This window comes from Rothia sp. HMSC072E10 (genome assembly GCF_001813965.1).
Classification (GTDB): Bacteria; Actinomycetota; Actinomycetes; order Actinomycetales; family Micrococcaceae; genus Rothia; species Rothia mucilaginosa_A.
The window spans coordinates 1-14,128 of record NZ_KV814485.1; the positions used below are offsets into that span (position 1 = coordinate 1).

8 protein-coding genes and 1 tRNA gene are annotated in these 14,128 nt (G+C 59.3%); 8 read left to right on the forward strand and 1 reads right to left on the reverse strand.

Features of this window, described 5'->3' with window-relative positions; translation table 11 throughout:
- The first annotated feature begins 597 nt into the window (after positions 1–597).
- Entirely contained in the window at positions 598–2,421 is a 1,824-nt protein-coding gene (locus HMPREF2944_RS01530) for an ATP-binding cassette domain-containing protein (RefSeq protein WP_070679805.1), read from the forward strand.
- A 140-nt stretch (positions 2,422–2,561) separates the two neighbouring features.
- Here HMPREF2944_RS01530 and HMPREF2944_RS01535 read toward each other — a convergent pair whose 3' ends face one another.
- Entirely contained in the window at positions 2,562–3,185 is a 624-nt protein-coding gene (locus HMPREF2944_RS01535; protein ID WP_070679808.1) for a superoxide dismutase, read from the reverse strand.
- Between the two features lie 1,475 nt (positions 3,186–4,660).
- Between HMPREF2944_RS01535 and HMPREF2944_RS01540 the strand changes: the two genes are divergently transcribed.
- The 7 genes from HMPREF2944_RS01540 (at position 4,661) to HMPREF2944_RS01570 (ending at position 13,956) form a co-directional block, all read left to right on the forward strand.
- Complete coding sequence (locus HMPREF2944_RS01540; RefSeq protein WP_070679812.1) at positions 4,661–5,209, forward strand: MarR family winged helix-turn-helix transcriptional regulator; 549 nt, start codon at positions 4,661–4,663, stop codon at positions 5,207–5,209.
- Positions 5,210–5,747: 538 nt separating this feature from the next.
- Positions 5,748–6,272 carry a ferritin gene (locus tag HMPREF2944_RS01545; RefSeq protein ID WP_049333759.1) on the forward strand — a complete coding sequence of 175 codons (525 nt, stop codon included), beginning with the start codon at positions 5,748–5,750 and terminating at the stop codon, positions 6,270–6,272.
- A 243-nt stretch (positions 6,273–6,515) separates the two neighbouring features.
- On the forward strand, positions 6,516–7,874 hold the full coding sequence (nhaA, locus tag HMPREF2944_RS01550) for a Na+/H+ antiporter NhaA (RefSeq protein ID WP_070679815.1): 1,359 nt from the start codon (positions 6,516–6,518) through the stop codon (positions 7,872–7,874).
- 42 nt (positions 7,875–7,916) lie between these two features.
- Positions 7,917–11,369: a bifunctional lysylphosphatidylglycerol synthetase/lysine--tRNA ligase LysX gene (lysX, locus tag HMPREF2944_RS01555; RefSeq protein ID WP_083313044.1), complete on the forward strand. Its 3,453-nt coding sequence runs from the start codon at positions 7,917–7,919 to the stop codon at positions 11,367–11,369.
- A 312-nt stretch (positions 11,370–11,681) separates the two neighbouring features.
- Complete coding sequence (locus HMPREF2944_RS01560; protein ID WP_070679820.1) at positions 11,682–13,253, forward strand: alanine/glycine:cation symporter family protein; 1,572 nt, start codon at positions 11,682–11,684, stop codon at positions 13,251–13,253.
- A 203-nt stretch (positions 13,254–13,456) separates the two neighbouring features.
- Positions 13,457–13,744 carry a PLDc N-terminal domain-containing protein gene (locus HMPREF2944_RS01565; RefSeq protein WP_049333752.1) on the forward strand — a complete coding sequence of 96 codons (288 nt, stop codon included), beginning with the start codon at positions 13,457–13,459 and terminating at the stop codon, positions 13,742–13,744.
- A gap of 125 nt (positions 13,745–13,869) precedes the next feature.
- Positions 13,870–13,956: transfer RNA gene (locus HMPREF2944_RS01570), tRNA-Leu, on the forward strand.
- Positions 13,957–14,128: the final 172 nt, after the last annotated feature.

Sequence of the window (14,128 nt, forward strand, 5' to 3'; positions counted from 1 at the left end):
GCAGGCGCTCGAAGCATACACCGGCGCACTCATTGTGGTGAGCCATGATGAGGACTTCTGCCGCCGCATCCGCATTGACCGCACACTCAACCTTTCAACAAAAACTCTCGGGAAGGAACCATTCGGGGAATCAGCACGCTGAATCTTCTCCTACATGGGAGGGTGTTTGACTCAGCACCCACATAGTTTCTATGCTTGAGCCATCAGCTCTCTATCCGCGCTACCCCACCGTGGGGGTAGCTGGCGGATCTGAACGTATCGTTTGACCGAAGCCACCCAAGGCGCGACCGGGGTGCCCTTCGGAATCTAGGAGGCATCAAAGAAATGACCCACCGAGCATAAGCCCGGACTCAGAAGAATTTTTCGTGCGCTCACGTAGCAGCTCTACGGACACGTTTCCTACGTGTTCCAATCAGCGCGCACGCACCCGGGCACAGGTACATCCACCGTTACGCTCGGGTTTTTTCGCACCCTTTTTGGGGCGATCCTCTTACCGCCACGCGCTCAGCATAGGCACCCAAACCGCCGGCACACTACTGCAACGCACCACCGTCGGAGTTTGAGAGCACCCGAGCATCCATACCTCAAGGAGCTCGTATGACACACGTACTTCAGCCGCAGGCGACCTTTCCCCGTTCCGCTTCTTCCCGCGATGCCCGCTCGCACGCCACTTCCCATGCAGCGGCGCACATTAGTATCGCTCATCTGCACTTTGCGCACCCGAGCCAGCCTCCGCTTTTTGCGGACCTTTCGGCGGTATTTTCGGCACCTCTGACCGGACTCATTGGTGACAATGGTTGCGGAAAAACAACCCTTATGCGGTTGATTTTGGGTGATTTGGCCCCGAGTTCCGGTTCTTTGGCGGCACCGGAACACATGGCGTATCTACCTCAGGATATGGGTCTGAATCGGAATCAAACCCTCGCCGAGCTCTGCGGAATCTCCGAGATTCTGCGAGCACTGCAGTCGGTGGAATCCGGCGAGTACTCCCCCAAACTCTACGAGACCATCGGCGATAGCTGGGACGTTGAAGAGCGCACCCTCGCGGCTCTGGCGACCTACGGTTTCACCCCGGCGACCGTGGTTGATCGTGATAACCCGGAGGCTGTTCGGGCGCTCTTTGCCCGCAACATGAGCAGCTTCTCCGGTGGCGAGGCGGTCATTGCCGCGCTTGCCTCGCTGATGATTTCTGACCCCGAGTTCATTCTGCTGGATGAGCCGACGAACAACCTGGACTCCTCAGCGAAGGCTCAGCTCTTCACCGCTCTGGAGGCGCTACCCTGCCCGGCGCTCATTATCAGCCACGACCGCGACCTGCTGGAGCGTGTAAACGTGATTGCCGAGCTTCACGCCGACCGCCAGGGGCTGGCGCATCTGCGTCTCTTTGAAGGTAACTACAGCACCTACCGCCAGGCGCTGGAGACCGAACAGCAGGCAGCTCAGCGTCGCGTGAGCGAGGCGAAAAACCGGGTGCGTTCGGCGCATCGCGAGTGGGTGCATGCACAGGAGATTATCTCGAAGAACATGGCGCAGGTGTGGAAAGACGACCAGCCGGATACGATTCTTGCCCTCACCAAGGACGCCTCGCGTCAGGCGGCGGCAAAGCTTCGAGTTCTGCGCATCGGCAAGCAGGAGCAGGCTCAGGAGGAATACCAGAACGCCCAGGATGAGGTGCGCGTGCAGGAGAAAATCTATGCCGAGCTGAGCCAGCAGCCCCTACCCGCAGGTCGCAAGGTGCTGGAGCTACACAGGGTTGATTCTCACCGTGTTGATTCTCGGGTTTCACGTGAAACATTTACTGTTCAGCAACCCACTAAGGTTGATTCTCTGCATTTTTCACCCACTGAGACTGATAGCGAGTGCAATCAGGGAACCCCTGCGGAGTACCCAGAACACCTGATTCTCAGCGGCCCCGAGCATCTGCGCATCACCGGCGCGAATGGCAGCGGCAAGACCACCCTCCTTGAGGCAATTGCCCACGCACAAGACCCGGAGTACCGCTCCCCCGTGCAGCCCGCCTACCGCGTCGACTATTGCCTCGAGGGGGCGTACATTCCTCAGCGCATCACCCTCGACCCGCAGCTGACCCTCCTGCAGAGTGTGCAGCGGGCTAATCCCGGCGTGAGCGAACAGCATCTGCGTGACCAACTGGCGCGCCTGCTCTTCCGCCGAGAGAGCGTGCACCACAAGACCGGTGAGCTCTCCGGTGGTGAGCGTTTCCGTGCCGCGGTGGCGCAGGTGCTTCTGGCAGATCCGGTGCCGCAGCTACTCATGCTGGATGAGCCGACGAATAACCTCGATATTTCCTCGGTGGACTGGCTGGTGCAGGCGCTCGAAGCATACACCGGCGCGCTCATCGTGGTGAGCCACGATGAGGATTTCTGCCGCCGCATCCGCATTGACCGCACGCTGGCGCTCTAGGGTTCCGCACCGAATCTCACGGGGCTGATAGCCGCACCATACAACAAACGGGTGCCCGGCACCTCCACTTCAGGAGGCGCCGGGCACCCGTTTCGGTTATTCCGCCGCGGCTACGTCACCGCGTCGGCGAAAACCTTAGATTAGAGGACCAGACCCTTGGTCTGGGACACTGCGCGCTCGAAGCGAGCCTGAACATCTGCCCAGTTCACAATGTTCCAGAATGCCTTGACGTAGTCGCCCTTGACGTTCTGGTAGTCCAGGTAGAATGCGTGCTCCCACATATCCAGCTGCAGAACGGGGATCAGTGCAACGGAGATGTTGCCCTGCTGATCGTAGAGCTGCTCGATAATGAGGCGCTTGCCGACGGTGTCCCACGCGAGGATTGCCCAGCCGGAGCCCTGGATGCTCAGTGCAACGCTGGTGAAGTGCTCGCGGAACTTGTCGAAGGAGCCGAAGAACTCGTCGATTGCTGCTGCCAGCTCGCCGGTGGGCTTGTCGCCACCCTCGGGGGACAGGTTGTTCCAGAAGATGGAGTGGTTGGTGTGGCCACCCAGGTTGAACGCCAGGTCCTTGGAGAGCTTGGAGACGTTGCCGTATGCGCTGTTCTCGCGTGCCTCTTCAAGCTGCTCGAGAGCTGCGTTAGCGCCTGCAACGTATGCTGCGTGGTGCTTGTCGTGGTGCAGTTCCATGATCTTTGCGGAGATGTGGGGCTCGAGCGCCGCGTAGTCGTAGGGGAGCTCGGGGAGAGTGTACTTTTCAGCCATGATGATGCCTTTCAATAGAATGCTTGGCTCGTATTAAAGATTACCAGCGTAGCGTTTACTTTACTTTTCATGAGTTGGGGAGCGTCACATTTATGTAAAACCTCGCTCGAGCCTGTGGATTTTAGGCAAAGACTTTTCCCCACATCTGTGGATAATCCTATGTATCAACAGGATTTTCAGGTTCGGAACCCTATTCTGCCTTGAAATATCGGGGTATGCGCTCATGTGAATAACAGTGCTGTAAGTTCTCCACACTGTGGAAAACTCCTGTGGATAACATCCTATTTTGGGGATGCGCGGGGGATAAACTGCAGAATTTTCGCTCTCATTCGAGGCGTTTTTCCTTCTACTAGCCAAAATATTGAGTGCCAGCGGGGCCGTCGAGCGATCTTACGCGCCTCCTTGCGCCGGAGGCGGTGGATTAAGTGCACAGGGTTATCCACAACTGTGGAGAAAATCTACATCCGCGGATTTAAAGGCGAGAAACCTTTCGGTTTAAGAATTCCCCCTCGGTTTTAACGAGCGCAGAAGCCTGTAATTACAAGAATTTTCCAGCCGCCCAGAATTTTTAAGGCACATCGGTCCCCCTGCGCAGGGAGCAAGAATCACACGCATGTAAGTTCTCCACACTGTGGAAAACTCCTGTGGATAACCTCTTTTCCGACAAGAACGGGGGAGAAAAGATTGGGGAGACGTACCCCCGGAACGCCAGGGAACCAAACTACCCCGAGGAGCCGCACCAGAGTGCCAAATTTCCGTCAACGCCGACGTCGGGGCGTAAAAGGGCAAAAGAAAAGAGCATCCCGCCGCGGAATGCTCTTGAGTGAGTGATAGAGAAACGCAATTAAAAAGATACGGTACGGAATGCAGCCCAACCACGAACTGCATCCGCACCGCACATCCGTCGGTAGAAATACGAGTTACTCGTACACCGACGACAATCACCGATAAATAGAGAGTCGAACCTATCGAAGCGAGCTTCCGGTCTCGCCTCGGAGGCTTCCTTCGACCCCGTTATGTAACCAGTGTACACGGTTTCATAACGTCTGCAAACCTAAAACCGGGGGTTTTTTAAAAAATTTGTTATCGTTTTGTTATTTTTCACCCGGGGCAAGTTCTTTGCACTCTCCAGAATTTTCATCAATACCCCTAAAATCCTTGATATTTCGCGGAAGTTTCCCGGTGGGCCAAAGATGATTTTTGAGTCATTCTCGTTTATACTTGCGGTGGAAATCTTTTTATAAGTGTCTTGGGTCACTAGGCAGATTGCTGTTTTTGCACTTGATGCTCATAAATCGACAACCCTAGCACCCTCCTAAAAATTAGCACCAAAGTGTCAAGCATTACTTGACCGTACCAATTTCAACCTTGAGCGGTTGTTGCTTCGCTACAATGGGTGCCAACCACACCACATCTCTCCCTCGGAGAGTTCCTATTCGATAAAATTCACATCCGATAAAAGAGGAACCGATTCCGTGTCCACACCGACCACACCACAGCAACCGGACGGCACTGCAAGCCTTGAGTCTCCGCGCTGGCTCTCTGCCGAAGAACGTGAGGGCTGGCTCTTTATCAGCTCCATCATCTTTAACCTCACCCGCCGCCTCGAGAACCAGCTTCAGAGCGAGGCCGGCATTAGCTTCGTCGAGTACATGGTGCTCGCAATGCTTTCCGAGTCAGGCGACCTCTCTCTGACCATGACCGAACTGGCCATCACCACAAATACTCTCCCCGCGCGCCTCTCCCGCGTGGTGGCCCGCCTCGAGAAGGACGGATACGTGCGCCGCTCCCTCAGCGCGGAAGATCGCCGCGTCAGCATCTGTCACCTCCTGCCGGCCGGCCAGAAGAAGGTTCAGGAAGTAGCCCCCGGCCACGTCGCTGAGGTGCGCCACCAAATTTTTGACCGCCTCACACCCCAGCAGGTCAAGCAGCTTGCGGAGATTGGCGAGGCAGTCCTGGGCAACACCCCCTCGAATGTCATCTCGATTGATGCACTGCAGCGTGGGGACTACCCCACACAATAACCTCCTCCGCCTTCGGGTAAGATTCGCCCCGGGCGAGAGTTGAGAGAACCAGAGATAAGGCACATTCCCCACTGGGAACGTGCCTTATCTCTTTAATAGATTTCTTAAATAGGCTCTTGCAGTCGCGAGCGCTGCGGTACGCGCGAACCTTAAAACCGCTTAAAGTTGCCCCGAGCATCGATACATGCGAAGAATTTTAAAAAAATTTTTGCGGTATCACGTACCGCTTTGAAATGTCGGATGACCGGCTGTCGGACGCCGGGGCATCATGCATATACGCGGGATGTTGGGGTGTCTAATGCCGCTTTAAACCGCGAAATCTCAAGGAAACACACCCAATACCACTCAATCCAAAGAAAGTATTCGGGGCATCCACACTAAGGGTTGTGGTGACAATATGTCAGGGATACCTCATCTGCCCCACCGATTAGCCTTTTCTCTCTGTACACGCCCCACAGTACCCCGTACGATAAATACCAACAGGTTGCACCGCGCCATCCCGGCGCCTAAAAGCAACCACCATATAAGGAGAAACCATATGTCCAAGTCTTTCTACGACCTTCTGAATGAGCAGATCGGCCACGAGTTCGCAGCATCCCACCAGTACCTGTCCATGGCTATCTGGCTCGACGGTGAGGACCTGCCCCAGCTGGCTAAGTTCTTCTACCGCCAGTCCCTCGAGGAGCGCGAGCACGCACTCATGATGGTTCAGTACAAGCTGGACCGCGGCCACAAGGTCGAGATCCCCGCTGTTCCCGCCGTCAAGAACGACTTCGAGAACGTCCAGGAAATCGTTGACATGTCCCTGGCACAGGAGAAGGTTGTCACCGGCCAGATCGAGGCACTGTTCTCCGCAGCACGCGCCGAGAACTACGCACTGGGCGAGCAGTTCATCCTCTGGTTCCTGAAGGAACAGGTTGAGGAAGTTGCAACCATGGAGACCCTCGTAACCGTTGTAAAGCGCGCAAACGGCAACCTCTTCGACCTGGAGAACTACGTTGCACGCGAGCTGGGCGACGACCACGGTCAGGAGTCCGGCGCACCCGCAATCGCAGGCGCATAATCTCGTATTCGTGCGGCTAGGCCCCTAGTCGAGCCCGCAGAATACCTGCAGAATCTTTAACGTTCCGCCCTCACCGCATACCGCGGCGAGGGCGGAACGTTTATGCATTTAACACCTGAAAACTCACCACAGTGCACCGTCCAGGAGCTAAAAGCCGCCAGCGGATACTCGAATACTCATACAGTGCAGAGTAAACTTAAAAGCCTTAGATGCCGCATAATATCGCGGCAGAAAGAGGAGAGAATGACTCACACCAACCCAGATACCCTCAGCCGCGGCTCATATAGCAACTCACTCCGCGTAGCCGACATTCTGCGCGCAGAATCCGTCGGCGGTACCGTCCTACTCATCGCAACGGTGCTGGCAGTAGTACTCGCCAACACCCCCGCCTCCACCTTCTACTTTGACGTGCGAGACACCGTGGTCGGCCCGGCTATCCCCGGCTTCAACCACCTGCAGATGAGCATCGGCACCTGGGCGGCGGACGGCCTGCTCGTCGTTTTCTTCTTCCTCACCGGCCTGGAGCTGAAGAAGGAATTCGTGATTGGTGACCTCAAGTCGCCCTCCACCGCAATTGTGCCGATTGCGGCTGCTTTCGGTGGCGTCATCACCCCCGCAATTATTTACGCGGCGATTAACTTCGGTAGCCCCAGCGCTCTGCACGGCTGGGCTATCCCCACCGCAACCGATATTGCGTTCGCGGTGTCTGTTCTCGCCGCCGTGGGTACTTTCCTCCCCTCGGCGATGCGCGTCTTCCTGCTGACCCTGGCTGTTGTCGACGACCTCATCGCAATCTGCATTATCGCGATTTTCTACACCAATAACTTCCACGGCGAGTACCTGCTCTTCGCGCTGATTCCCCTCGCCCTTTTCGCGTTCATCGCCTACCGCGGTGAGACCATGCTGCACCTGAAGCCGCTCGCCGCATGGATTCTTCTATTCCCCCTGGGCGTCATCACCTGGGCGCTCTTCCTCGAATCCGGTATTCACGCCACCATTTCCGGCGTGGTTCTCGGCTTCCTGGTGCCCGTGAAGATGTCCGCACGCTCCGAGGCAGCGCACGCTGAACACGGCCTGGCAGAGGTGCTGGAGCACCGCTTCCGCCCCCTCTCTACCGGCATCTGCGTGCCCATCTTCGCGTTCTTCAGCGCGGGTGTGGCTGTAGGCGGCTTTGAAGGCCTCGGACGCGCCCTCACCGACTCTGTGGCGGTCGGCATTATGGTTGCGCTGGTTGCAGGTAAGACCATCGGTATTTTCGGTACTACCTGGCTCGTGACCCGTTTCAAGAACGCTAACCTCGACCCGGACGTCGCCTGGATTGACGTGATCGGTCTGGCTGCAACCGGTGGTATCGGTTTCACCGTGTCTCTGCTGGTCGCTGAGCTGTCCTTCCCGCACGGCTCTCCGCACACCGAGGACGCCAAGATTGCGATTCTCGTCGGCTCTGTTCTGGCTGCTGTTGTGGGTGCGGCTATCCTGTCTCGCCGTAACAAGCACTACCGTGCCCTGGCTGAGAAGGAAAGCGTGGACGCTGACGACAACGGCATCCCCGACGTCTTCGAGGGAACCTACCGTGACCCGAAGACCGAGCCGAAGGCCTAAAACGCTCACCCGCTACACCCCGATTCCCAGCCGAAGATAACCATGTCTCACCGCATCGAAACCACCGAAAACCACGCTCCCTGCGGGGACCGTCGCACGACGGACAACCCCGCTGAACGCGCGGAATACGTAGCGGATGGGCATGCTCGCCACCGCTCAACCGGCAGGAGGCGGCAGAAACTCGCCGTCCCCTCCCGGTACGCGGAAATTTCGGCACGCTGGGTGATCGGGGTGTACTCGTTTGCCGCGATTCTCACCTCGTTCGCGTGGATTCTCTCGCCGCTACGCCACGGCCGCGGGTTTACCTGGTGGGAGGTCATTGCCGACCTGTTCAACATCCCGTCCACGCACACTCTGCCCAGCGCCATCACCCTGATTGTGGTGGTTTCCGGGCTTATCGCTCGTAAGCGCGCCGCCCTATACGTCGTCATTGCCTTCCAGATTTTCGGCGCTCTCCTGGCCTCGCACAGCGCTTTCACTCTCTTTTTTCCCGCCGGCATCATGCCCAAGGACCGGCTCTTCTCCTCGAGCATCGACACGCTCTCGATTCTGTGCGCCACGCTGCTGGTTCCCTTCCTCGTAACGATTCGTTCGGCATTCCCCGCGCGCGTGGGGCGCCTCTCCTGGGCCGGGGCCCTGGCGACCGCGGTGGGCGGTATTGCCCTTACGACCCTTGCCCTGTGGTACCTCTGCAAGGTGGGTTGGTGGCCCGAGCTGCGCCACGTCTCAGCGTGGGAGTTGCTGCTGCACGGGCTGGGCATCGAGCGTATGCATCCGGGACTGTGGTCCGCCGATGTCGTGGGCTTTATCGCCTCCGTCGGCGATGGTCTCTTCCTCGTGCTGGCTCTTTACCAGTTGGCCCGCGGGTACCGCGCCCCCGATGAGTGGGACGGCGAGAAGGAGCTACAGATTCGCGCCCTGCTACAGTACTACGGCGCAAACGACTCCCTCTCGTACTTTGCGACCCGTCGCGATAAGCAGGTTATCTTCTCCTCCAACCGCAGGGCGGCCATCACTTACCGCACTGTGGGTTCGGTGTGCCTGGCTTCCAGCGACCCCGTGGGCGATCCGCACGCCTGGCAGGACGTCATCGAACGTTGGATGCTGCAGGCCCGCAGCTACGGTTGGGTTCCAGCGGCCCTGAGCGTCAGCGAGGCCGGTGCACGCGCCTATAGTCGCGCGGGCCTGAGCGTGCTTCAGATGGGCGAGGAGGCGGTGCTCGAGACCGACCGATTCACCCTCAACGACACCTCGATGCTCGCGGTGCGTCAGGCCGTTCAGCGTGTGCGACGCGGCGGGTACGGCGTGCAGATTCGCCGCTACTCCGAGCTTGACGAGGACCAGAAGCGGCAGATCCAGCACAATATCGAGGCGTGGCGGCACGGTCGCGTGGAGCGCGGCTTCTCCATGGCCCTGAACCGCGTCAATGATCCGGCGGATCAGTCCACGGTTCTGGTATCGGCCCACGACGGGGAGGGCCGCATGGTGGCCCTACTGTCCTTCGTGCCCTGGGGACCCACAGGGCTCTCTCTGGATGTCATGCGCCGCTCCCCCGAGGCCCCCAACGGGGTGGTGGAGTTCATCGTGGCCTCCCTCATGGAGCAGGCCGCTTCACTCGGCGTGCGCAGGGTGTCCCTGAATTTCGCGATGTTTGGGCAGATTTTCGCCGCGGCCGACCGGGTGGGTGCCTCGGCGTGGAATCGTTTCGCTTCCCGTTCCCTGGGCGTGCTGGACCGTTTCTTACAGCTGCGTCGCCTGTATCGCTTCAACCTGAAGTTCTCCCCGCGTTGGGTACCCCGCTACCTTGCTTGCGAGCCGACGCTGGCGCTTGTGAACGTTGCGGTTGCGGCGGGCGTGGCGGAGGGCTTCCTGCCGGATCTGTCCGCCCGTCGCTCGCGGGAGGAGCATCGCACGTTGAGCGAGGGTGAGTTGGTTCTTCTGCGCGAGATGCAGCAGGTGCGCGCCGAGGAGCACCCGCAGGTGCCCCGTAGCCAGCAGACGCAGCACCGTCTGCGCCACCTGCAGGAGCTACGCGATGCTGGCATGAACCCGTACCCCATCGAGGGTGAGGATGTCGCCGAAACCCACGGTTGGGATGGCTCTGTTATGGTGCTCAGCGTGCCCGAGGCCCTCGATATATTCTCCCACCAAAATATTCCTGAAAAAGAATATACTGTTTCGGGTCGCGTTCGCGCTCTGCGTGACCACGGTGGAGTCCTCTTTGTGACGCTCTTTGAGGCTGGCAAGACCCTGCAGGTCATCCTAGAGCGTGAGCTCGTTGGTGAGAAGCTTTTGAGCCTCGCCTCCCGAGCTCTCGATACCGGTGACCTCATCGAAACCACCGGCACCTACGGCACGAGCCGCACGGGCACCCCCTCGCTCATCGCCTCCGGCTGGCGTATGGCCGCTAAGAGCCTGCACCCCATCCCCTTCGATTCCTTCACCGACCCCGAGGCCCGCCTGCGCCGACGCTCGACCGATCTGATCGTGAATCCCGATCAGATGCACAACCTGCGCCTACGCACGGCGGTTATCAAGGCACTGCGCGCGCGTCTGGACGCCGAGGGCTTCCTCGAGGTCGAGACCCCCATCCTGCACACGGTGCACGGCGGGGCGAGCGCACGCCCCTTCCGTACCTACATCAACGCCTACGGCGAGGATCTGACGCTACGCATCGCCCCCGAGCTGTACCTCAAGCGCCTGGTGGTTGGCGGTAGCGGCCCGGTGTACGAGTTGGGCCGAGACTTCCGCAACGAGGGTGCGGACGCAACCCACAACCCCGAATTCACGGTGCTGGAGGCGTACCGCCCCCACGCCGATTACGTGCAGATGCGCCAGCTGACCGAGCGGCTCATCAAGGACGCCGCGCGGGCCGTGTTCGGCACGGTTCAGCTGCCCCTTGGCCCCAAGTCCTCGTTGGAGCGTGTGCTGACAGATGTTTCGGGCCCCTGGCGCGTGGTTTCGGTGTGCGATGCCCTTTCGGAGGCGCTGGGCCGCCGCGTCGACCTGCAGACAGATTTCGAGGAGCTCCTGGCCCTCGCGCAGCATCACGGGGTGCGCGTCCACGAGGGCATGGGGCCGGGCGCCATCATCGAGGAGCTGTACGGCGAGTTGGTGGAGGCCGTCACCGTGGAGCCGACGTTCTACACGGATTTCCCGGCGGAAACGAGCCCGCTTGCGGCTCCGCATCGCAGTGTACCGGGCCTGGCGGAGCGCTGGGACCTGGTCATTAACGGCATGGAGATGGGGTGCGCCTACTCGGAACTGACGGATGCCCTCGTGCAGCGTGAGCGTCTGACGGAGCAGTCACTGAAGGCCGCCGCGGGTGACCCGGAGGCAATGGAGGTGGATGAGGACTTCCTGTACGCCCTGGAGACGGGTATGCCCCCGACCGGCGGCCTGGGTCTGGGCGTTGATCGCCTCGTGATGCTACTGGCCCAGACGCAGATTCGCGGCGTGCTTTCGTTCCCGTTCGTGAAACCCCGGCGCTCGTGAAGTCCCGCCAAGATTAGAGGGCAAGGATAGGGCACAGCATCGCGCCTTCTCGCCCCGGCACCGCCTCTTCGCGGCCCGCCGGGGCGTGAATGTTTAACCCGACCCTATATTAAGTATTCGTTACAATTTGAGCTCTGCCCCACTTTTAAGTTGCCGAACGAAGCCCACGAACTCCACAATGAGATGACTAATCGTGCGCATTTTGACCGCGCGCCGCGGATCTAAAGCCGCATCACCAGCAGAGAAGCCCCTCGTAACCCACCCTTCGGTGTGAACGTGTGGGCTTTCGCGCTTTCTAGATTGGAGTACCGAGTGGATTTTCTTCTGAACATCATCGGGGACATAAATGAGCAGACCTCGGGACTGACTTCTTCCGTGTATGCTGTGCAGAACTGGATGTGGAGCAACTTCCTCTACTACGCCCTGATTGCGGCTGGTCTGTACATTACGATTCGTACTCGCGGCGTGCAGTGGCGTTCCATTAAGGAAATGGTCCGTGTTCTGGGTGACCCGGTTGCTCGTGAGGCTGACGGTAAGAAGAGCATCTCTTCGTTCCGTGCGTTTACGGTCTCTGCCGCATCCCGCGTGGGTACCGGTACCGTGGCGGGTGTGGCCCTGGCTATCGCTATGGGCGGTCCCGGCGCTGTGTTCTGGATGTGGGTTATCGCGGCCGTGGGCGCGGCTTCTGCCTTCGCGGAGTCTCTGCTGGGTCAGCTGTACAAGGAGCGCGGTAAGGATTCCTACATCGGTGGTCCGGCGTACTACATGAAGCGCGGTCTGAACGCTCGCTGGATGGGTTACATCTTCGTGGCGTTCATCGTGATTACCTATGCGTTCGTGTTCGTTGCTGTGCAGACTAACGCCGTGGTGGATGCGACCTCGAACTCCCTGGGCATCGACGTGTCGGGTACGAACTCCATGGGCTTCCGCATGGTCGTGGGCGCCGTCATGGTGCTGCTGACCGCGGCCATTATTTTCGGTGGTATTCGCGCGATTTCTTCGGTGACCGAGTGGCTGGTTCCGATTATGGCGGTGCTGTACCTACTGCTGGGTCTGCTGGTGGTTCTGCTGAACATCACCGAGATCCCGAACATGCTGCTGATGATTTTCCAGGGCGCGTTCGGCATTAAGGAGTTCGTGACCGGCGGTACCATGGGTGCCGTGATTTGGGGTATGAAGCGCGGTCTGCTGACCAACGAGGCCGGTATGGGTACCGCCCCGAACGCTGGCGCTACCGCTACTATTTCTCACCCAGCTAAGCAGGGCTACGTGCAGACCCTGGGTGTTTACTTTGACACGATGATGGCCTGCACCGTGACCGCGTTTATCGTGCTGCTGTCAAACCCGGCCTACGGTGATAAGTCGCGTGGTGCTTCGCTGACTCAGTCGGCGCTGGCTATGCAGCTGGGCGATTGGGCGGTTCACTTCCTGACTATCGCGATTTTCATGTTTGCGTTCTCGACTGTGATTGGTAACTACTACTACGGCGAGTCGAACATGCGCTTCGTGACCGGGAACAAGGTGGTCCTGACGATTTTCCGCGTGCTGGTTCTGGTGTTCGTGTTCTTCGGCGCGATTTCTTCGCTGGATCTGGTGTGGACGACCGCGGATATGCTGAACGCTGGCATGGTGATTGTGAACTTGACGGCGGTGCTGCTGATGACGCCGAAGGTTGTTGCGGTGCTGAAGAATTACGAGGCGCAGCGTAAGGCCGGCCTGGAGCCGATCTTCAGGGCTTCGGACCTTCCGGAGATTAAGAACCTTGCGGCTTGGGATGGCACGGACGTAGTGACGACCCGCGAGTTCTGGGCCGAGTACGATGCGAAGACGGCCGAGCGTCGCAAGCTGAAGGCTGCCAAGAAGGCTGCGAAGGCCGGTCGCTAGGCTAGCTGACGCGGTTCACCGAGCGTGAGCCGTCGACTGAGAGCTGTGTGAGGGCCCTTTCCCGCCGAATGTGGGGGCGGGCCCTCACGCTATTCGGGGGCCCAACGGTGCGATTCGGCCGGTGGGCGTCGCGTGCACCGGTATTCTGGTGGAGGTGCGCCGCGCGTAGGCGGGGCGCTATTGAGGCATTGTGAGGAGAAGTAATGGACTGGAAGCCCGTAGTGGATATCGTGGTGACCGCGGTTTTCCTGCTGGGTATCGGCCTGGCCCTGTGGGGTCTGCTGACGGTGCACCGTAGCCCGTACTTTTCCGAGGTGCAGAAGCTTAAGTGGCTTCTGCTGGTGCTGTTCCTGCCGTATCTTGGCCCCCTGGTTTGGATTTTGCGGGTTCGTACCGAGCGCGCGGAGGCCGCACAGCGGGAGCTGGAGGCGGCGAAGCGGGACGGGGCTCCACTTGGGGAAGCCGGTGAGGTTGCGGCTCGGGCCGAGTAGTCCGGGTCTAACACCCCCACCCCAACCATTAAGGTAACGAAGGTCACACCATTTCAATTGGACAGTGCATCACGCACCCCGTATAGTTCTATGTGTTGCCTGCGGTGATACACCGTAAGACACTTGCGCGAGTGGCGGAATAGGCAGACGCGCACGGTTCAGGTCCGTGTGCCCGTGAGGGCGTGGGGGTTCAACTCCCCCCTCGCGCACCAACGATCCCCGGTTCGAAAGAACCGGGGATTTTTTCATGCATTAACGGCCCAATCCCCAGACGATACGCGGGATTCCGGGCCGATTCACCCGTGCATCCCCTAAAATGGAACCGGGTGTGTTCACGCACAGAACACACAGCTAACGCACAGGCACGCTCGTTAAACTGAACCC

Excerpts from the sequence above, each read along its gene's own strand:
- HMPREF2944_RS01565 (WP_049333752.1), top strand. The coding sequence starts at position 13,457 with ATGGACTGGAAGCCCGTAGTGGATATCGTGGTGACCGCGGTTTTCCTG.
- HMPREF2944_RS01530 (WP_070679805.1), top strand. The coding sequence starts at position 598 with ATGACACACGTACTTCAGCCGCAGGCGACCTTTCCCCGTTCCGCTTCT.
- HMPREF2944_RS01545 (WP_049333759.1), top strand. The coding sequence starts at position 5,748 with ATGTCCAAGTCTTTCTACGACCTTCTGAATGAGCAGATCGGCCACGAG.
- lysX (WP_083313044.1), top strand. The coding sequence starts at position 7,917 with ATGTCTCACCGCATCGAAACCACCGAAAACCACGCTCCCTGCGGGGAC.
- nhaA (WP_070679815.1), top strand. The coding sequence starts at position 6,516 with ATGACTCACACCAACCCAGATACCCTCAGCCGCGGCTCATATAGCAAC.
- HMPREF2944_RS01535 (WP_070679808.1), bottom strand. The coding sequence starts at position 3,185 with ATGGCTGAAAAGTACACTCTCCCCGAGCTCCCCTACGACTACGCGGCG.